Source organism: Salinispora pacifica DSM 45544, from assembly GCF_000378845.1.
Lineage (GTDB): Bacteria > Actinomycetota > Actinomycetes > Mycobacteriales > Micromonosporaceae > Micromonospora > Micromonospora pacifica.
On sequence record NZ_KB905360.1, the window covers coordinates 40,568 to 59,197 of the forward strand.

General features: G+C 69.9%; 21 protein-coding genes. 9 read left to right on the forward strand and 12 right to left on the reverse strand.

Features of this window, described 5'->3' with window-relative positions:
- The first annotated feature begins 135 nt into the window (after positions 1 to 135).
- Complete coding sequence (locus tag SALPAC3_RS29015; RefSeq protein WP_026185877.1) at positions 136 to 315, forward strand: hypothetical protein; 180 nt, start codon at positions 136 to 138, stop codon at positions 313 to 315.
- Positions 316 to 613: 298 nt separating this feature from the next.
- On the opposite strand, the gene SALPAC3_RS29145 is transcribed toward SALPAC3_RS29015, so the two are convergent.
- Complete coding sequence (locus SALPAC3_RS29145) at positions 614 to 748, reverse strand: hypothetical protein (protein ID WP_018223846.1); 135 nt, start codon at positions 746 to 748, stop codon at positions 614 to 616.
- A 91-nt stretch (positions 749 to 839) separates the two neighbouring features.
- The gene (locus SALPAC3_RS0124715) at positions 840 to 1,649 is read right to left on the reverse strand and encodes a metal-dependent hydrolase (protein WP_033775167.1); all 810 of its coding nucleotides are present in this window, start codon (positions 1,647 to 1,649) and stop codon (positions 840 to 842) included.
- 465 nt (positions 1,650 to 2,114) lie between these two features.
- On the opposite strand from SALPAC3_RS0124715, the gene SALPAC3_RS0124720 reads away from it, so the two are divergent.
- Positions 2,115 to 2,603, forward strand: a complete 489-nt coding sequence (locus SALPAC3_RS0124720; protein ID WP_018223848.1) for an endonuclease domain-containing protein — start codon at positions 2,115 to 2,117, stop codon at positions 2,601 to 2,603.
- Positions 2,604 to 3,108: 505 nt separating this feature from the next.
- On the opposite strand, the gene SALPAC3_RS0124725 is transcribed toward SALPAC3_RS0124720, so the two are convergent.
- Genes SALPAC3_RS0124725 through SALPAC3_RS0124760 form a run of 8 tightly spaced genes read right to left on the reverse strand, consistent with a single transcriptional unit; the run spans position 3,109 to position 10,994 of the window.
- The gene (locus tag SALPAC3_RS0124725) at positions 3,109 to 3,585 is read right to left on the reverse strand and encodes a DUF4913 domain-containing protein (protein WP_018223849.1); all 477 of its coding nucleotides are present in this window, start codon (positions 3,583 to 3,585) and stop codon (positions 3,109 to 3,111) included.
- Complete coding sequence (locus SALPAC3_RS0124730) at positions 3,582 to 5,357, reverse strand: type IV secretory system conjugative DNA transfer family protein (protein WP_018223850.1); 1,776 nt, start codon at positions 5,355 to 5,357, stop codon at positions 3,582 to 3,584. The genes SALPAC3_RS0124725 and SALPAC3_RS0124730 overlap by 4 nt, the downstream gene beginning before the upstream one ends.
- Positions 5,354 to 6,832: an ATP/GTP-binding protein gene (locus tag SALPAC3_RS0124735; protein ID WP_018223851.1), complete on the reverse strand. Its 1,479-nt coding sequence runs from the start codon at positions 6,830 to 6,832 to the stop codon at positions 5,354 to 5,356. Before SALPAC3_RS0124735 ends, SALPAC3_RS0124730 begins: the two co-directional genes overlap by 4 nt.
- A gap of 9 nt (positions 6,833 to 6,841) precedes the next feature.
- Complete coding sequence (locus SALPAC3_RS0124740; RefSeq protein ID WP_018223852.1) at positions 6,842 to 8,311, reverse strand: SCO6880 family protein; 1,470 nt, start codon at positions 8,309 to 8,311, stop codon at positions 6,842 to 6,844.
- Positions 8,308 to 9,576, reverse strand: coding sequence for a hypothetical protein (locus SALPAC3_RS0124745; protein WP_232430586.1), 1,269 nt, complete (start codon positions 9,574 to 9,576; stop codon positions 8,308 to 8,310). The genes SALPAC3_RS0124740 and SALPAC3_RS0124745 overlap by 4 nt, the downstream gene beginning before the upstream one ends.
- 45 nt (positions 9,577 to 9,621) lie before the next feature.
- Complete coding sequence (locus SALPAC3_RS0124750) at positions 9,622 to 10,365, reverse strand: DUF8175 domain-containg protein (RefSeq protein ID WP_018223854.1); 744 nt, start codon at positions 10,363 to 10,365, stop codon at positions 9,622 to 9,624.
- Between the two features lie 9 nt (positions 10,366 to 10,374).
- On the reverse strand, positions 10,375 to 10,671 hold the full coding sequence (locus SALPAC3_RS0124755; protein ID WP_018223855.1) for a hypothetical protein: 297 nt from the start codon (positions 10,669 to 10,671) through the stop codon (positions 10,375 to 10,377).
- On the reverse strand, positions 10,668 to 10,994 hold the full coding sequence (locus SALPAC3_RS0124760; RefSeq protein WP_232430587.1) for a hypothetical protein: 327 nt from the start codon (positions 10,992 to 10,994) through the stop codon (positions 10,668 to 10,670). The genes SALPAC3_RS0124755 and SALPAC3_RS0124760 overlap by 4 nt, the downstream gene beginning before the upstream one ends.
- Positions 10,995 to 11,403: 409 nt before the next feature.
- On the opposite strand from SALPAC3_RS0124760, the gene SALPAC3_RS0124765 reads away from it, so the two are divergent.
- A complete protein-coding gene (locus SALPAC3_RS0124765; RefSeq protein ID WP_050563756.1) occupies positions 11,404 to 11,856 on the forward strand; it encodes a hypothetical protein in 453 nt (150 codons plus the stop codon).
- Positions 11,853 to 12,989, forward strand: a complete 1,137-nt coding sequence (locus SALPAC3_RS0124770; RefSeq protein ID WP_018223858.1) for a M23 family metallopeptidase — start codon at positions 11,853 to 11,855, stop codon at positions 12,987 to 12,989. The genes SALPAC3_RS0124765 and SALPAC3_RS0124770 overlap by 4 nt, the downstream gene beginning before the upstream one ends.
- Before the next feature lie 65 nt (positions 12,990 to 13,054).
- Here SALPAC3_RS0124770 and SALPAC3_RS0124775 read toward each other — a convergent pair whose 3' ends face one another.
- Both SALPAC3_RS0124775 and SALPAC3_RS0124780 read right to left on the reverse strand, forming a co-directional pair.
- Positions 13,055 to 13,381 carry a hypothetical protein gene (locus SALPAC3_RS0124775; protein ID WP_018223859.1) on the reverse strand — a complete coding sequence of 109 codons (327 nt, stop codon included), beginning with the start codon at positions 13,379 to 13,381 and terminating at the stop codon, positions 13,055 to 13,057.
- Positions 13,382 to 13,643: 262 nt separating this feature from the next.
- A complete protein-coding gene (locus tag SALPAC3_RS0124780; RefSeq protein WP_018223860.1) occupies positions 13,644 to 13,853 on the reverse strand; it encodes a DUF397 domain-containing protein in 210 nt (69 codons plus the stop codon).
- A gap of 58 nt (positions 13,854 to 13,911) precedes the next feature.
- Here SALPAC3_RS0124780 and SALPAC3_RS0124785 point away from each other — a divergent pair, with 58 nt between their 5' ends.
- From SALPAC3_RS0124785 to SALPAC3_RS0124805, 5 genes are all read left to right on the forward strand, one after another.
- On the forward strand, positions 13,912 to 14,205 hold the full coding sequence (locus SALPAC3_RS0124785; RefSeq protein ID WP_018223861.1) for a hypothetical protein: 294 nt from the start codon (positions 13,912 to 13,914) through the stop codon (positions 14,203 to 14,205).
- The gene (locus SALPAC3_RS0124790) at positions 14,202 to 15,215 is read left to right on the forward strand and encodes a zeta toxin family protein (protein WP_018223862.1); all 1,014 of its coding nucleotides are present in this window, start codon (positions 14,202 to 14,204) and stop codon (positions 15,213 to 15,215) included. The genes SALPAC3_RS0124785 and SALPAC3_RS0124790 overlap by 4 nt, the downstream gene beginning before the upstream one ends.
- A 180-nt stretch (positions 15,216 to 15,395) precedes the next feature.
- A complete protein-coding gene (locus tag SALPAC3_RS0124795; RefSeq protein ID WP_157632365.1) occupies positions 15,396 to 15,839 on the forward strand; it encodes a plasmid mobilization protein in 444 nt (147 codons plus the stop codon).
- On the forward strand, positions 15,836 to 17,344 hold the full coding sequence (locus tag SALPAC3_RS0124800) for a relaxase/mobilization nuclease domain-containing protein (RefSeq protein ID WP_018223864.1): 1,509 nt from the start codon (positions 15,836 to 15,838) through the stop codon (positions 17,342 to 17,344). The genes SALPAC3_RS0124795 and SALPAC3_RS0124800 overlap by 4 nt, the downstream gene beginning before the upstream one ends.
- Positions 17,345 to 17,357: 13 nt before the next feature.
- Positions 17,358 to 18,263 (forward strand): hypothetical protein, encoded by a 906-nt coding sequence (locus tag SALPAC3_RS0124805; RefSeq protein ID WP_018223865.1) that lies wholly within the window; start codon positions 17,358 to 17,360, stop codon positions 18,261 to 18,263.
- Positions 18,264 to 18,630: the final 367 nt, after the last annotated feature.

Sequence of the window (18,630 nt, forward strand, 5' to 3'; positions counted from 1 at the left end):
TATGGGCTTCCGGTACGGTGTGGAACCGGTGTATTTGACCGTCCGATTTCCCGACTCGGTGCCACGGCGGGGTCCGCAGGATCGCGGGCCTCTTACGGGCTCCCGTAGCGAGGTAACCGACGGAAGGGGTCGATGGTGGAATCACCCGAGGAACAGGAAAAGCGCAAGATCGCCTTAGCTGTAGAGCTTGGCGTGGCCTGTGAGCTGGTCTCTGCCTTTGAGGCACTGACCAGCAACGAGGACCCCAACCTTGGGGTTGGGCTCCTCGTGCTGATCCTGTTGCTCAACGTGAGCTGCCACTCACGTAAGCGGTAACAGTGTGGGGGCGTCGTTGCTAGTTGGCAGCGGCGTCCCCCGACTAAACCCTTTGCGGTCGCAGAAATAGTATCTAACTGGCCTTGATGACTTCTACGGGGTTCGAAGTGCCGGCCACTGGTACATCCAGCGCCGCGGCAGCGCGTCGATCACGTGATCAGCGCCGCTGAGCTGCGCTTTCACGTCGACTGGGCCCAGTGCTCACGCTGATGCCCCCGCTTGCTCCAGGGCCGCTGCCTCCGGGCCGCACGGGCCCGGCCGGGGCGAAGTTTCGCACAGACGACCCAGCGTGGGGCCGCTATTGGTGCTTGCTGACGTAGGCGAAGAACAGCAGCATCAGGATCAGCCCGAACCAGAAGTTCCAGATCGAGTTCAGGCGGTAGTAGCCGCGGACCGGCTTCCCGCCTCGCTTGTGCGCCTTGACGAAGGGCATGACAGCTCCGTGATCTCGCCACTACTAGCAGACGTGCATCGATACCACGGTGCTGCGACAAGACCCCACCGAGCGGGAACCCGCAGGCTGCCTACGCGGTCGCCAGCATCCATGTGCTGAACCCGCCCGCGAGCACGAGCGCCGGCACTACCAGCAGCAGCTCCACCGCCGACCCGGTGCGGAACCGCAACGGCGCCCACATACCCAACGCCGCCCACCGGCAGCCTCGTACCCGAATCGGCCACAACAGCGGAACCCGTGAGTGCGTCAACGCGTCGCCGAGGGAATGAGTCAGGCAACCCAACCCCAACGGCACACCCAGCCACCACCAACCACCCCCAGGGCCCGGCAGCGCCGCCGCCATCACCCCGACAAGCAGCCCCACTCCCGCCACACCGAACATCCCCCGCGTACGGCGGCGCAGTAACCCACGCGCTGCCAACGCCGCCGCCAACCCGGCGACAATCGCCGCGGCCACATCTCCCCCCAGCCAGCACACCAGCGACACCACCAGGCCGGCGGTCACCGCGAACACCAGCGTGTGAGTCACCGCCCGATGCCCACCCCGATCCGTGCAACAACCACACGACGAGCGTCGTAACGCCGCAGCCCCCGCCGCCGTCCCCCGGGCGATCATCCGCGTCACCGGGCCCAACGACCGCGCAACAACCGACCCTGGATGATCAATGTCCGGCAGTAACGCGGCACCCGCGGCGACCGCCGCACCCACCACAACGGTTCCCGCCGCGGGCTGGGCGCCCCACACCGCGGCCCCCGCACACCCACACAGCCACACCACCGCCCCGGACAGCGCGTGAGATCGCCCCATCACCGTGGCACCACCTCGATCCAGCCACGCTCCACACCAGACGAAGGAAAGCATCGCAGAAGGCAGTGACATTGACGTATCGCAGTCGAGTGCGGGGCGGTGGGAGCAGGCGAGCCGGGCCGCTTAGGTGGAATCGGCATCAGCCCCGCACAGTCGAGCAGCCCTAGCCCCAGCCGGGTACCGTCCGCGCGGGGGCGTACCGCTCCGCCTGGCCTTTGAAGTCGACCAGCGGTGCCGGCGATCAGGATCGTGTATCGCTGAGAAGTGTCGGTGACGGTGAGGGGATTCGTGGTGACCCATCAGGTACCCGCCGACGATCCAGCAGCGTTAGCGGCTGCGGTTCGCCTGGCCAGCGACGGTGCTGTCGCGCAACTGCTTCGTGACGGGGTCGTGATCGCCAGTATCGTTTCAGCCAGCGATCAAGATCCACAATTGCCACAGCAGCAGCGGTGCGATTTTGACCCTTTTCCGCCGCTCGCGACCGAGCAGATGTGTCCGCACTTGGGGGCACGGCCAGCCGATTCGCCGACTGCTGCGGTGGGCGTCGACGGCCGCTACCACGTGCGGGACTCGCGCACCGGCCAGGCGCGCTGTCACTATCAACGTGGCCTGCCGTTACAGGGGCAGCCGGTCCCGCTCCTGGCCGTACCGGTCACGCAGCGGTGCCGTAACCGCACCGTGTGGCCAGCCGCGGAGGCCGTACGGCACAATCCCGGGCCACTGCAGACATGGCCCGACGACCGTCCGCCGCGTTGGTACGTCTGGGGAGTTCTCTTCGCCGAGCAGCGCGGCGTGTGCGCGATCTGCCGCCGCGCTACCCCTCGCGTCATCGACCACGATCACGACACCGACTTGGTCCGTGGGCTGCTCTGCTACCCCTGCAACAACGACGAGCCGAAATGTTGCTTTCCCGCCTACCGGTTTGCCCCGCCGGCTGGTTCCCGCGGCTGGCGGTACTCGCTCTTGCGTACCAGCGGTCGGTCAACATCCGCGCTCAAGGGCAACGGGGCCGCGCCCGCCGGGTGATGACCTTCACTAGCCCATGCTGAACAGTGACTTCAGCAGGTCGTAGGCCATATTCCCGAGGACTCCCAGTGCCATCTGTCCAGTAGTCAGAAGCGATAGCCGGATGAGGTTGCTCAGGTGATCCACCTTTTTGCGGTGCTTCCCGGCGTACCGTATTCGCCTGATGCTCCTCCGCAGGCGACAGTCCGGTCGGGGGCGACCTTGGTGTTTTGATTTTGGGCAGGTTCGGCTAGTGGCGCGTGTGGCGGCTCAAGGGGTTAGCCGCTCCTGCCTGCCCTGGACACAGGTTCAGTGTACGTGAGGGTTGCCCACCCCGCTCCTTGCCGCTGTAGCCGGCCGCGATGGTCGTGGCACAAGCCCCTCAGGTGCTGCCGCGGTGCTTCCGGTCCTCGCGCCTGGCGGCGCTCCGGTCCGGGTCACCTTGCCCCTGATGTATCTGTGCCCGGTCACCGTGGTGGGTCCGCAGTGGCGGCGGGGCACGACGGTTAGCTGTATGAGTCTGGGGTTAGGCGTCGGGTAGCTGTGCTAGCACGTCGGCTGGGGCGGGTTCGGCGGGTAGGGGTTTGGGGTCTCGGTGTTTGTCGGGTCCGCATCGGCTGAAGGGTCCGGCGTCGCTGGTGAGGGCGGTGAGGTGTGGGTCGAGGTGGTCGCGCCACCAGATGCTCATGCCGGTTCCGGGGTCGGTGATGCGGAGGGTTTCCCAGGCTCGCCATAGGGCGTAGAGGCGGGATAGGGCTTCGGGGTGGGCCCACCAGCGGGGGCACCAGGTGATGCCGGGTGTGGGTCCGGAGGCGACGCGTCGTTCGAGGACGTGGACCAGGTAGCCGCCGACGAATTGGTCGACGTTGCGGAAAGCCGGCTCTGGCTCTGCCGCCTGGTCCTGCTGCGGGGTCGGTTCGTCGGGGTCGCCGGTGAGTTGGTCGAGCAGGGTGGTCAGGTCGGCGACTGGGTCGGTTGTGGGGCCGGGGGCCGGGGTGGTCATGTGATGGGCTCCGGCGGGGTGTTGGGGGTGAGGGTCCAGTCGGTGTGGGGGGCCCAGTGGTCGATGCTCGCGCGGATAGCCGCTGCGTGGGGGCCGGTTTGCCAGGGGGCGGTGCGGGCGAGCGTGGGTGGGGCGCCGGAGGCATAGACGATCATTCGGCCGCGGGGTAGGGCGTGTAGGTCGGAGATGTCGAGGATGCGTTGGCGGCGGGTGGCGTGGGAGACGGATCGTTGGCCCCATCCGGTGCCGCTGCTGCTGGTTGACCGGGTGGTGACGTCGTGCTCGCCGATCAACTTCGACAGTTCCTCCAGCCAGTCAGGGTCGGCGACGCCGCCGCCGTAGGTGCGGATGTTCGCCGCGGACCAAAGTTTGCGCATGCCCTCACGGCCCCATACGTCGATGCCTTGGGGGTAGGACTGCAGGATCGTGATGATTGGCAGCCCGTGGGAGCCGTAGTAGGAGTACAGGTTGGGGAGCTGCCGGAGGCGGCAGATGTTGGCGGCTTCGTCGAGGATGCTCAGTAGCGGCGGGTCGAGGCGCCGGCCGGCTGAGGCGCGGGCGCGTAGTTCGCCGGCGCGCAGGACCGCGTCGGTGAGGGCGGCGACGAGTGGGGCGGGGGAACCGGGTCCGCCTTGGGACAGCAGGTACAACACGTCGGTGCTGGTGGCGAATGCGGCCGGGTCGAACTCGCGGATGCCGCCGCGGGTGGGTGGGGTGATCCAGGCGGTGACGGCGGGTTCGGTGAGGCACATGAGCATTTTTTGGGCGCCGGCGTAGATACCGCCGCGGGTTTTGTCGGGCATGTTGACTACACCGGCGACGGCGTCGGCGGGTAGGTCGTAGCCGTGTTCGCGCAGCAGCGTGGCGGGTTCGTCGTCGCGGGGGCTGACGGCCCACCGGTAGGCGGTGAGGATGTCGCGGCCGGCCACGGCGGCGGCGAGCAGCAGGTTGGCGACAAGTTCCTCGCTGGACGGGTCGAAGAAGGCGTCGCGGCTGACGCCGGGTTCGCGTTCGGCGGCGGCGAAGTGTTCGGCGAGGCGGCGGGCGTCGGTGACGGTGGCGACCGTGCGCAGCGGGTTCCACCACATGTGCTGGCCGGAGCCGAGGATGTGTTGGAGGTCGAACGCCCACACGGTGCCGCGATGGGCGCGGATGTCGCGGGTGGCATCCACGATGTCGCCTTTGACGCTGGTGACCAGGACGGGGCCGGGGGCGGCGACGATGGCGGGGATGGCCCGGCTGGTGGTTTTACCGGTGCGTGGTCCCCAGATGTCGACGGCCATGTCCTCCCAGGATTGGCGTAGCGGCATGCCGCCAGCGACGGTGTGCCCGATGAGCACGCCGAGCTGGTCGGGGTCGGGTCGGGTCACGTCGGCGAGGCTGGGGCGCAGCCGCCGGCCGCTGTCGGCGACGCCTTTGGGCCCGAGATGCGCCAGGTCGGCGCGGGAGGCCATTTTGCGGGCGGCGCCATCGACGCGGGTGCGGCGGCGGCGTGTCCACCGCCAGGCGGCTACCGCCGCGGTGGTCAGCAGCACCAGGGCGGCGACTTCGCCGGCGGCGATGAGGGTGCAGGTGGTGGTCCAGGTGATGTCACCGCGCAGCACGGCGGCGGTGGTGGCGATGGGGCCGCCGCCGGTGTAGCCGGGGGGCTGCACGAGCGCGACGGGTAGCCATGCGGCGGTGGCGAGGGCCAGGGCCAGGGCGGAGATGGCGCCGACGATGAGTCCGGCGTCGTCGTGGCTACCGCGAGGTCCGGCCGGGCGGCGGCTCATGTCATGGTCCAGCGGAAGTCGGTGTTACCCAGGTCCTTCTCGGTGTCGGTGGGTTCCAGGTGCACGGGGATACCCGGCCGGGATCCGACTTTGATCAGGAAGTTGCCGCGGCCGACGGTTTCGCTGTCTTCGGTGGCGGTCCAGGATGGTGGCGCTGACCAGGACAGCACCTCCCGGCGTTCGGCGTGTGAGAGCGGGCGGACGCGGGAGACGGCGTCTAGTTCCTGCTCTGAGCAGGGGCCGATCATTAGTACGGCGGCGCGTTCGGCGAAGCCGCGGGCTTTGGCCCGGTCGTGGGCGGTGGGTAGGGCTTCCAGGTCGGCCAGGGAGTGGGTGATGAACGCGGTTCCGGTGCCTTTTTGGCGGTTGAGGCGGGTGAGGCCGTCGGCGCGGTCGACCAGGCCGTGCCCTACCCGCAACGCGCGCCACAGTTCGTCGAGGACGGTGAAGAAGGTGCGGGCGGGGGCGAGGCCGAGGTCGGCCATCAGGTGCGCGGCGTCGACCTGGGCGAACCCGTAGGACCAGGTGGAGAGCAGGGTCGCGGCGGTGCGCAGTTCGTCGGTGTCGTCGATGCCGCTGATGTCCACGCACACGGCGGGGGTGTCGAGTCGGATTGCGGTGGTGGTTTGCCCCTCGAATGTGTCGCCGAGGGGGCCGTGTAGCAGCGCGAGCAGGGTGCGGCGCAGCCCGTTGGTGTCCTCCCGGAACCGGTGCAGGTCTTCGTCGGCCTGCCAGAGGGTGACCGCGCGGACGTCGGCGGGGGCGTCGGCGATGACGGCCAGGACGTCGGAGAGCACGGGCTGGCTGTCATCGGTTTCGCGTTCGGCGAGGTAGCGCAGGGCCGCGGACAGGACGGTGGTCTCGTCGGAGGTGACGGGTCCGCGGCGCACGAGGGTGGCCAGGGCGACGAGCATGTTGAGCCGCCGGTCGGTGACCGCCGCCCGCACCACGGCGCCGGTGCGCTCGTCGACGCGGTCCAGCACGTTGCGCCATGGGCCGGCGTCGAGGGGGTTGATCCGGTCCAGGCCGGGCCCGACGCGTAGGACCTGCCCGCCGAGGGCGCGGACCAGGGCGGCGTAGTCGGGTTTGAGGTCGCCGAGGATCAGGGGCGTGACGCCTTGGGCGGTGAGGCCGAGGACCATCCGCCGCACCGCGGTGGACTTGCCCATGCCGGGTTCGCCCTCGATCCACACCGACGGGTTGTTAATCAACCTCGCTCTCGTGTACCAGGAGATCGGGTCGAAGCAGACCGCGCTGCCGGTGTAGAGGTGCCGGCCGATTGGTACGCCGGTCATGGGGGTGGAGGCGCCGGTGCCGAAGGGGAACAGTCCGCAGACCTGCACGGTGGTGCCCCGGTATTCGGTGGGTGCCTCGATGTAGGACCAGGTGCCGCCGCCGGGCCCGGCGTGGCCGAGGCGGCCGGGTCGGCGGCTACCGGGCCGTCCGGGTGGGCGGGGGGTGCGGGATGGGCTCATGCCGGGTCCTTAGAAGGGGATCGTGGCGTGGGTGTGCAGGACCACGCCGGCGGGTAGCCCGGCAGCGAACCCGGCGGCTTGGCAGCCGTACATCGGCCGTAGTGTCAGGCGTGCCTCGCCGGCGCGGGCCTGGATGACACCGGTGGCCTCCTCCAGCTGTGTGTCGTCGGCGACGGTGGCGGTGACCAGCACCGCGAATCGTGTGACGCCGGCGCCGGTGGCCTCTTCTTGGGCGGCCTGCTCGGTGGCGGCGAGGTCGGATAGATCGCGGGCGCTGGGCCGGTGCTTTTTGCCGGCCAAAAACCGGGCGTCGCGCTTGTCGGACTCGACGAGGCGAGCGGCTTCGCCGGGGGAGTACGGCCGGTAGAGCATGGTGACCCGTTTGCGTAGCAGCTGCGGGTCCGGGTCGGTGAGCCGGGCGAACAGCCGTGAGTCCACCGCGCCGCGGGGGGCTTCGGTCATGCACCAGGTACGTGAGACCGCGGAGTCGTGCCGGTAGGTGTCCCAGCCCTCCCGGGTGGCTACGGGCCCGGCGTGTGTCCAGTCGGGGGTCAGGTGCGGGTCGCGGGCGAGGTCGACTGCGGCGGCGGGGTCGTAGGCGGCGCGGAGTACGCCGGCGAGGTTGCGCGCGTTCATCGGTCTGATGCCGGCGCCGGTGGCGCCGGTGAGACCGGCGTGCAGGTTCGGCAGTCGCGCGGCGACCTCCCGGCACACGTCCTCGTGTGACATGGAGCGGCCGGCCGGCGCGGTGTAGGTCAGCGACACGCGGGTGTCGACGGTCGCTGCTCCGGCCGGTGAGGAGCGCACGACGTCGTCGAGGACCTTTCGGGCCAGCTGCGGGGCGTCGGGGCGGCTGGTGGCGGCTACCTCCGCGGCGAGGCGGGTACCGGGGTCTGGGGTGGTCTCGACGGTGACCTGTGCCTGCACGAGGTGCGGTTCGCGGCCCAGTGCCGCCAGCCACGAGGCGAGGTGTCCGACGCGGGCGTCGATGCTGCTCTGGTCGACCAGGTCCATGCCCTCTGGTGCGCAGCGCAGGCTGACGGTGTAGTGCCGGCTCTGCGGCACCACGACCACGGCCACGACTCCGGAGCGGCCGGTCTCCACCTCCCACACCTCGCTGCGGGCCAGGACCCCGGGCAGTTGGTGGGCGGCGGTGACCCGGGAGGCGACCCCGGAGACGTAGACGTGGTGGCGGCGCGCGCGGGCCTGCCACCACGCCACCCGGGCGGCGAGTGCCTGGAAGCCGGTGCGTCCGTGTACGCGCACGGCCAGGGGGGCCAGGACGAGCAGCCCGGCGACCGCGGTGATCAGCGCCGCGAGGGTGGACACCGGCATCATCACGGCGGACAGCACCATGACCGCGAACGCGGCGATCGTGCCGGTCGGGCCCAGCCCGAACAGGCCGGCGCCGCGCCCCAGCCGCCAGTTGCCGTAGGTGCGTTGCTGCCCGCTGGTGCGTTCCTGTACCCCGCTACTCACGTGTGCTCACCATCAATCGCTCCGGAGGCTGTTCCGCCGACCTTGCGCACCGCAGCCGGCCCGGCCTTAGCCGCCGCTACCCCCGCGCCGGCGGCGAGACCGGCCGGTCCCGCCGCGCCGGCCGCGCCGGCCGCCGCGGTCGAGCTGGTGCTGGTGGCCGCTGCGGTGCTCCCGGCCTGAGTGCCCGCCGTCGCCGCGGTCGTGCCCGTGCTGGCAGCCGTGCCCGTGCCGCCGATGGCGGCCCTAGGAGCTGGGCCGCCGCTGGACGGTTGGGGGGCCGGACGCGCGGTACCGGGACCGGCGCCGTTCGGACGGCCTCCCGCACCGGACTGCGTGCCGCCGTCTCCGGCGGGTCGGTTGCCGGTCTCGGAGGCCAGGCGTACCGCGCCGGTGGCGAGCTTTCCCGCGCCGGCCGTGGCGGCGATCGCAGCGCCGCCGCCCCCACCGCCGGAAAGGACGCCTACCGGTGGTGCGATCAGCCGCATCAGGGCCGGCAGCGCGACGATGGCCATGATGAACATGACCAGGCCGGTCAGTAGGTCGGTGATGCTCTGGCCCTCACCGATGAGCCAAAACACGGTGGCGTAGATCGTGGCGGCGGCGGGCTTGTAGAGCACTAGGGCGAGTAGCCACGTCAGGTACCGGTCGCGTATTGAGCGGCCGGAGCCGGAGATACCCGCGGAGGCGGCCAACGGCAACAGCCCGGACAGCAGGATCAACCCGGCGTTGCGGGCCAGCAGCAGTAGGAGCTGCACCATCGTGGCTAAAAACAGCATCAGTGAGATGCCGATGGTCATCAGCGGTGACGTGGCGACCTGGCTGGCGGCAGGGGCTAGAAGGAGGAGGCGCGCCCCGAGGTCGTCGTTGGCGGAGGCGTTGAGGATCCAGGTGGAGTACTCGTCGCCGATCTCGATGAGGTACCGCACCGCCGGCACTCCCGCGCCGGCGAGCACGACCATCGCCGCCAGGCCCTTGCCTACGGATCCGGCGTCCCGGCCATCACGGTTCAGGGCCAGCTTGATCGCCGCTACGAGTAGCGCGCCGACCGCGATTGCCGCGACCGCCCAGTTGGTGTAGGCGCGCAGGTATCCGATAACGCCATCGCAGACCAGCTCGTCGCCCGCCGCGTTAAGGCGACAGGACTCCGACGTGCTGGGAGTGTCAATGGACAGCCAGCCGGCGACGACTGTTTCGAGCATCTCCGCAGCGGCTTTGGACGCCTGCTCGGCCAGCTCATCGAGGAATCGGCCGGCTGTGCTGTCCACGACCTCGCCGATGATGCAGCCCGGGTCGAGTGGGTTGCAGGGCAACTACCTCGCCCCCCATTCGACGACGCCGGTGAGGTCGCTGGTGACACGGTTGACCGAGGCCCATGCGCCTCCGGGAGGTGCCTGCATTCGCCAGTCACCGTCACGCCAGAGCAGGGTCGTGGATAGGACGTGATAGCGCGGTGTCCCGGCCGATGGCACCCGAAGCACGAGTCCGATGACGGCCGTGTCCGGGGTGTAGGACAGGTATTGGAATCCCGCGATTTGGCTCAGGGAGCCTGGATCCGACGGGCTGGTGTCAGTGGTGCGCAGCGTGGCCAACATCCGGTCCCGGTCGGGGCTGGGCACGAACTGGTGCTCCAGGGCGGGCTCCCAGTGCTCCCGGCCGAGGGAATAGCTGGCTCGGGTGCTGATCTGGGCGGCGGCGATCAGGGCGCCTTCGGGGGTGTGCGCGAAGCCGGACGCGCCTGTGTCAGTGATCTGCGTCGGGCCGGCAGTGTCACTGACTGGTACGGGCAGTGGACCGACCAGCTCCCACCGGACCCCTTGCGGTGCGGTGGTGGGAATCGCGGTGGGCAGCGCCTGGTCGGGGCTCTGCGGTGCGGGATCGGCCGGTGCCGGGCTGGCCGGTGGTGTGTCGTCGGCGTTGTTGTCACGGCTGTCGTCGGCCCCGAGGACGGCGATCAGGGTGCCGGCGACGATGACGATGAGCACCAGGGCCGCGGAGGCGATGAATGCGGGCCTGGTCCATGGAGGGCGGTCGGCGAAGTCCTGTTGCTGCGACATTCGGGTCTCCTAGATCAGGGCTCCGACGACCGTGGAGGCGCTGCCGATGAGGATGCAGGCGGCGAAGACCCAGCCAAGTTGGGAGAGGTTGGTGTCGTCGCCGCGGCGGTGGGCCAAGGCCATTTTCGCCGCGGTGTACAGCACCCCGCCGACGCACGCGGCGGTGGCCAGGTAGGCCACCCACTGCAGGAGCGTGAGGATTCTGTCGCCCACCACTCCGGGTGGCGCTTCGCCGCCGCCGGGATTGGGCACATCAACAGCCGCCCAGGCGAGCAGCAGCTGATCTATCTGGTCGAGCAGAGTCATCGGCGGGTCCCTTCCCGGGATGTGGGCCATATGGCGTGGCGTAGTGCCTCAATGTCGGGTGGCACGCCGACATCGGTCGGGTCGTCGGCGGCGGTGAGCGCCTCGATCCAGGCGACGTGCCAGATGCGCTGCGCCCACCCGCGCAGGAGTTGCAGCCGCTCGGTGGCGATGCGTGGGGGGCGCCGTGGTGATGCGGCGACCGCGACGACGCCGGCCAGCTTGGCTCCGGTTGCTCCCATCCGCCACTGCTCGACGGCGCCGACGGCGGCCCAGACGCCCTGGGCTGACGCGCGGCAGACCAGGACGACGTTCGCGGCCGGCATTTCGGGTGTCAGGCGTGGCCATGCCTGTCCGAAGTCGATTCCACTACCGACGAGGCGGGCGATGGTGCTGGTGCCCGCGCCGCCGTGGCATCCGACCCACCACACGGGCGGCAATTCGCGGAGGGCGGGCACTTCTCGGATCGGCAGTTTCCGGGTGGGTCCGGGCTGTCGTACGGGCGGAGGCGTCGCGTTTCGACCCCACAAACGTGATCGCGTCGTCACTCGATGCTCTCCCCCGTGTTCGAAGGTCACCCACGAGCACGTGACCGTAGCACTGCGTTTCCGAAGAGATCTATTGTTATGGCTCCGTTAGGGGTGATGGCAAGCGGGGAGAGTAATTGTGTGTGCGCGTTGGGTGATTACTCGCGCGGTTGGGGTGGCCACGGTTGCCACTGTGGCGGGTTGTGCGATGGGGTCGCCGCCATCGTCCGCGCCGCCGGTGCCGGAGCAGCCGGTCACTGTGGCGTCCGCAACCGCCGCGGAATCAGCGGGAGAACAACCGGGACACGATGACCACGACCATGTGGAGCCGCCCGCGCCGCCACCTGCCGCGCAGGCGGCGCCGGTCGCGGCGCGGTTCGCGGCGGCGTGGGCACGACCTGACCTGTCGGCCACCGCCTGGTGGCAGGAGCTCGCGCCGCTGTGCGATGAGGGCTTCGCTGCGCTGCTACGCACGGCTGATCCGGCGCAGGTACCGGCGACGCGGGTGACGGGCCCGCCGGTGGCCACGCAGGCGCCGGCAGACGGCGCGGCGGAGTTCGAGGTGCCCACCAATGCGGGCACGGTGACGGTCACGCTCGCAGGCGTTGATGGCCGGTGGGTGGCGACCGGGGTCGACTTCGTTCGGGCCGTGAGCCAGTGACGCGGCGGCCGATCATGGTGATCGTCGCGGTGGTGGCGGTGGTCGGGTTGATGTGCGGCGGCATGGTCGTGCTGCCGTTGGTGATGTTCGGCCTCAGCGATGCCGAGGCGGCGGCCTGTGAGGTGGTGTCCGCGGCGGGTGCCGAGCCGCCCGCCACCGGGTCGTGGAATGCGACCCAGACGGCGCACGCCGTGGCGATCGTGTCCGCTGGAGCGGCGCGCGAGGTGCCGCCGCGCGGCTACGTCATCGCGTTGGCTACCGCGATGCAGGAGTCTGGCCTACGCAACCTGGCCAACTCGACGGTGCCGGAGTCGCTGACCCTGCCGCATGAGGGGGTGGGCCATGACCACGACTCGATCGGGCTGTTCCAGCAGCGCCCGGGGTGGGGCAGTGTGCGGGAGCGGATGACGCCCTCCTACGCCGCGGACAAGTTCTACGAGGCGCTGGCCGGCGTGGAGGGCTGGCAGCAGATGCGGTTGACCGACGCGGCGCAGGCCGTGCAGCGCTCGGCGTACCCGGAGGCGTACCAGAAGTGGGAGGACGCCGCCGAACAGCTGGCCGCGCATGTGCTGGGGCTGGGGAGCATCGAGGACATCGGCGGTGGAGCGCCGAGCGCCCCGTGCGGCGTTGATGATTTCGGCCCGGTGCCGGTAGGCCCGGGTGGGTGGGTGCAGCCGGTGAACGCCAACGTCGGCAGCGGCTTTGGGCCGCGTGGCGGTGCCTTCCACGCCGGGGTGGACATGTCCCGCGTCGACGTGCGGGGCGCGCCGATTCGGGCGGCGGCGGCCGGGGTGGTGGAGCAGGTCAAGTGTGACTGGTACACCACGTGCGACCGCGATGGTCACACCGGTTCACGGGGCTGCGGCTGGTATGTCGATATCCGCCACTCAGGTGACATCGTCACCCGCTACTGCCACATGATCCGCCAACCGGAGGTGGCTATCGGAGCGAGCGTCGCCGCGGGTGAGGTCATCGGTCTTGTGGGCAACAGTGGCGGTAGTTCCGGCCCGCACCTGCACTTTGAGGTGCACCTGGACGTCCCGCCAGGTCCGTACAACGCCGACCGCGACAACGCTGTCGACCCGGTGCAGTTCATGGCCGCCCAGGGCGCACCACTAGGGCAGGGCACGTGATGCGGGTAGCGGACCGGATGGCCTGCCCCGCCGTGGCGGGGCAGGCCACCACCCGAGCTGTCGCGCTACAGCTCGACTCCCGCCTGGACGCCCTGCTCGCCGGCCGATTCCGGTCCGGTAGCTGGACGGGGTGGGCGTCGGCGCCGCGGCGAGTTGGACTCTGGTGCGTCCAGTCCCAGGCGGGCCAGGTCGTCGGCGGTCCAACCGCCGGCCACCGCGGCGGTATACCGGGCGTTGTAGTGGTCGGTGGCCTGGCGCAGAGCCTCGGCGAGCTGGTCTCGCTCGTGTCGCGCCGTCGCGGCCTCTCCAACCAGGTTGGTGCGCTCTTTCAGCAGCGCGAGCGCGGCTTTCTCGGTTTGGCTTCGAACGGCTTTAGCGGTCTGGTCGGCCATGGAGTCCTCCCCAAAATGACGACTGCCGGGTGCTGTGGAGGCAGAGCATAGTGGGCAAGATCGATCCTTGTGTTACCGCTTTTCCACCCTTGTTTCCGGCCCGTGGGGGCGACCTGGTTGTCAGCCGAGGACGGTGGCCAGGGCCAAGGGTGGGCCATAGGCCCATCGCGCAGCGACGCGTAGCGCCCTTGACGCTGGACGGCGGCCGGCTATCGTCTGCAGCCCTCACGGGGTGGGCTCCTGGTGTGCGCCGTCGTGTAGATCAGGTACGCAGCCCGTTGCTCTTGATCAGTTCGATGAATGTGCTCCACCCCGTGGCGGTAACCAGTAGGGCTGGTCCGGAGGTGTCTTTGGAGTCGCGGATGCCGATGGCGTGCGGGGTCAGGGCGACCTCGACGCACTGGGCGTTTTCGTTCAGGCTGCGACTGCTCTTGCGCCACAGAGCACGGTCAGCAGGGAAGTCAGGGTTCATGTCGTCGTCCTTTCACAGGGCGGCTCGATCGAGCAAAGCGTATGTGAGAGGAGAGCGGATGGTGGAGGGTGACCGGGGACGGTATGCAGGGCGGCTTAACGATCTGGGTAGGTGGAGCGAGCAGGATGCCGCTGATTTCGAGTCGGCCAGGGCGGCGATCGGTGCGGTGATCGCGGCCTACAGCAGTCGCTTGGGTCAGACGGTGGATGTTGAGGAGCGTGCCGCGCTGGTGGCGGCGCAGCAGCGGTATGCGCGGGAGAGACGCCTGTTGACTCTGGATGACCGGGAGCAGATCGAGCGAGTCATGCGTGACTATCCTGCGTTGGCGCGGGAGGTCTCGGAGCCGCGATGACCGCGAACACGGATCCGTCGATATTCCGGCTTCCCGAGGAGGAGTTGCGGCGCATCTTCGAAGAGCAGATCAGGCCGGTGTATACCGGCGCCGTGCGGGAACACCCGGTGGTCGTGTTCATCGCTGGGCAGCCGGGTGCGGGTAAAACCACCGTCGAGTCGCAGGTTGTTGTTCAGTTAGGGCGTGAGGAAGCGGTCGCGGTTGACGGGGACGACCTTTTTGAGTACCACCCGGACTACGCCAGGCTGGCTACCGAGAACGATCAGACCGTGCGTGTGCTGCTAGCTGATGCTGCTAGCCGGTGGTGGACGATGCTCGCCGAGCACATTCGGGGGCAACAGTGTGATGCCGTCATCAGCGCACCGTTGGCCGGGGCGGACTGGGCAGCGGATCGGTTCGACGAGTTCCACCAGGCCGGGTACCGGGTGGAGTATGTCTTCGTCGCGGTGCACGAGGCGCGCAGTCTGTTAGCGGTCCTTGACCGGTATCAGCGGGAAAGAAACGAACACGGTGTTGGCCGCTTCGTGTCGCCCGAGATCCATGACAGGGCGTACCCGGCCGTGCTTGTCACAGCTGATCGGCTGGAGGATGAGCGTCTCGTTGACGCGGCGTATGTGGTGCGTCGCGGTGGCGAGACTCTCTACCGCAACGCCCTAGACGAGAGCGGCAGCTGGAGCGAGCCGGCTCGCTTGCGAGAGGCGATCGAAGGCGAGCGATCACGGGCATGGACGACCGAGGAGCGCGACGACTTTTCTCAGCGTGCACGCTCTACGGCAGAGCGCATTGGTGAGCATCTCAAGCCGGCTCTCGCTGAGGCGGTCCGTAGGGCTGTGGCTCACCTCGACTCTGCTGCCGACCGTACGTCCACTGATACCGCGGTCTTGGCGTTCCTCTCGCCGACCAGTGCGACTCTGAGTCAGGCGACGTCATCGAGCACAAGTGACCGGGGCAGTGTTACAGGTACATCCTCGGTGAGGTGTGTAAGTGGCGATCGGGCGGCCTCCCGGTAATGGGCACTACACGGTGTCCGACTACGTCCGGTGGAGGCCGATCTCGTTCGGAGCCTCGGCGGGTCCAACGCGCCCGTCCTGACGGAGCAAGTTGGAGTAAAAGTCTGACTTTTGGTCAGACGGGCCGCCTAGCGGCCGGCCGCAACGCGGCGGTTGACACCCGTCGGAAGGGTGGTCGACGTGGCTGATCCGGCGCAGATCGGCGTGGTCCGGTTCGGTGCGAGCCACCGCCGGCGGCGTGCCCACAGCGATGATGATCCGCGTGTGCATCGGGTGACCGTGCGGTTGTCCGAGGCAGAGATGACGGCGGTCGAGGCGAACGCGGCGGCGGCCCGGATGGCCACCTCGGCGTATCTGGCGGAAGCCGGCTCAGCGCCGCTCGTCCCCGCTCCCGCTGGCCCGGATGGTGCCACGGAGACCGGGCCCCTGTTGGTCGAGTTGATGGGCTTGCACCGGCAGGTACGGGGCGCGGCACACAACCTGAATCAGGCGGTGGGGCGGCTTCACTCGACCGGTGAGCCGGCCGGGGACCTGACCGCGACCGCGGCGTACCTCGCGCGCGTCGCGGCGCGCGTCGACGACCTCGTCACCGCGATCGCCGCCGCCCAGACAGGCCGGCGATGATCCCGAAGGTCACCTACGGCAGCCGGGTCCGCGGCCTGCTGGAGTACCTGTGGGGGCCGGGAAAGGCCGAGGAACACCTCGATCCGCACCTGGTTGCCGGCCACGACGACGTCGCGCTGCTCGCCCCACCGCAGCGTGCGCACGACGGCGGCTGGTCGCTGGAGGAGCTGGCGGCGCGGCTGGACGCGCCGCAAATCGCCGCCGGCGAGCGCGGGGTGCGCCAGTACGTGTGGCAGTGCTCGCTGAGCCTGCCCGAACAGGAGGGCCAGCTCGACGACGCCACCTGGTCGCGCATCGCGGGCCGATTCGTGACCGCGATGGGGTTTACCGGTGACGCCGAGCGGGCCGGGTGCCGATGGATCGCAGTACGCCACGGCCTGTCCGCAAAGGGCAACGACCACATACATGTGGTCGTCACTCTCGCCACCGAGGACGGGGCACCGGTGTGGCTGCGGCAGGACAAGCGGCGCAGCCAGCAGGTCGCCGACCTGCTGGAGGACGAGTTCGGCCTGGGTAAGTGGACACCAGGCCGGGCCGGTACGACGAAGCGGCCGGAGTTGACCCGGCCGGAGGTCGACCGGGCCCGGCGCAGCGGCCAGACACCGGAGCGGGAGTTGCTGCGCCGACAGGTCCGAGCGGCCCTCGCTGGAGCCGCGGGCGAAGCCGAGTGGGTGGCGCGGATGAAGAGCGCGGGCCTACTGGTGGCCACGCGCACAGCGGCAACGGACTCGCAGCAGGTGGTCGGGTACGCCGTGGCTATGAGGCCGACCGGAGCCGCTGAGCCAACCTGGTACGCCGGGCGCAGTCTGGACGGTGACCTCAGCCTGCCCCAGGTCCGCAAGCGGTGGCCCGAGGCCGAGCCGCCGTCGGCCGGTCAGTGGAAGGCGGCTGACCCCGAGGATTCGCCGCGGATCCGGCTGAGTGGAGAGGACCGGATGGCGGTGTGGCGATCCTCCGCCACCGCGTTGGAGGCGATCAGTGACCGGCTGACCCGGATCGCTCCCGACTCGCCGCAGTGGCCGGCCGCTACCCGGGCCAGCGCCGAGCTGCTGGCCCGGGTAGCGGCGGGCGCCGAACCATCCGGGCGGGGCCCGGTGACCCGCGCCGCCGATGCCCTGGCGCGTGCGGCGGCACCACCACGTCGCGCACCGGCGCCGGCAGCGTCGTCGGTGGCCGCCGAGTTGGGCCGCGTGGCGGACGCGCTGCTGGTCGCTGGGCACGCCCGCAACGGCGGGGAGGCAGCCATCCTGCTGGCCGTGGTGGTCCAGGCGGCGCGGCTGGTTGTGGCGCTGGCCGAGCTGCGTGCCGCCCAGCAGCAGGCCCACGCCGCCGGCGCAGCAGCCGCCGCCGCGGCGCATCTGATGCCCCTGTTGCAGCCCGGCGTCCAGGGCGTCGACCGGGTGCAGGTGCCGACCCAGAGCAGCATGCCGCAGGCGCAGCCCCACACCGTGCCCGGCCCGGTCCGACCCCGAGATCTGAGCGGTGACGGGGAAGTGCAGCGATGAGGAGGACGAGGCAGTGCCCGACAACGAGATGGCCGAGATCCACCAGCGGGCTACCGCGGCGGTCACCGCCATGATCCAGGCCGCCGGCGAGGTGGCGCAGGTCGTGATCGAGGCTCACATCATGCAGCTGCAGCGCTCGGCGCGTGCCAGAGACGAGCAGGCCCGCCGGATCCGCGCCCAAACCCGTGCCGCGCAGCAGGCCGACGCGGCGGTGTGGCGGCCAGCGATGCGGACGGGTTGGTGGCGCACCGCGGGGACGGAGGACATCGCCCGGGTCTGGCGTGCGGCATCCACGTGGCACCACGTCGACCCTCGGGCGCAGCAGGCGCGGCAGATGGTCGTCGACCAGCTCGCCAAACGGGCGGGCCGGGTGGGGCCCGAGACACACAAGCCCGCAGCGGAACCGGACGGCATCGAGGCGCTGTCTGATGCCGTCGACCGTGCGGTGTCCGAGGACACGGAACAGTCTCAGCGGCTGCCGATGTCCGCCGAGGCGGTGAGCGACAGGCACGAGCGGATGGCCGCTGAGGTGCACAAGGCATGGCCGTCTGGGCAGCGAGCCGACACGGTGATCGGGTGCGAGGCGTGGGGTGCCCTGGCATACACCCTGGACCAGGCGCAGCACACTGGCCACGACGTGCAGCAGCTTCTACGCGGCGTGTCCAGGTTCGTGGACCGGGCCCAGCGGCCAGCCGCCTACGCGTGCCGGGTGGTGCAAGACCAGCTCGACGAAACCGTTGATCTCGGCACAGTGCGGGTGCAGAGCCGACACGGCACCGAGCCGGCAGCGGTGGCCGCGTCCGCGTTTCCGCAGTCAACGATCTCGGCGGTCACCGAGGTCGCCTCAGCCAGTGAGGAACAGCAGCCCACTGTCCGCCCTGCCACGTCGAGTGTGTCCATGGTGGCGCCGGGCCGATAGCGCCGAGCGGGCCTATCGGGTGTGGCTGCCGTGGTGGAGGGGAACGCGGTGGCCGCTACGGCGGTCCGGTCAGCTTCGGGGCTGCTGGTGGTCGTATCGGCGCGCCGGTTCATGCCCAGCTGAAGTCACGGTCTATGTCCCCCATACACAGCCCACAGGGTGTGTATGGGCGAGTATGGGAGCTGTTGGATCAACATCACTGGTGTCTGGTTGATGCCCGTGTGGGGTGTGGTCGGGGGCACGGTGGTGGTGGAATCCCGGCCGGCGTCGGGGCGTTACACCCTGCGTACGACCGAGGAGGCGCCCCGCCCGTGGCGGGTGCCGCCCGTGCGTGAGCCCCGGAATGATGGCGGCCCGCCGGTCGTTA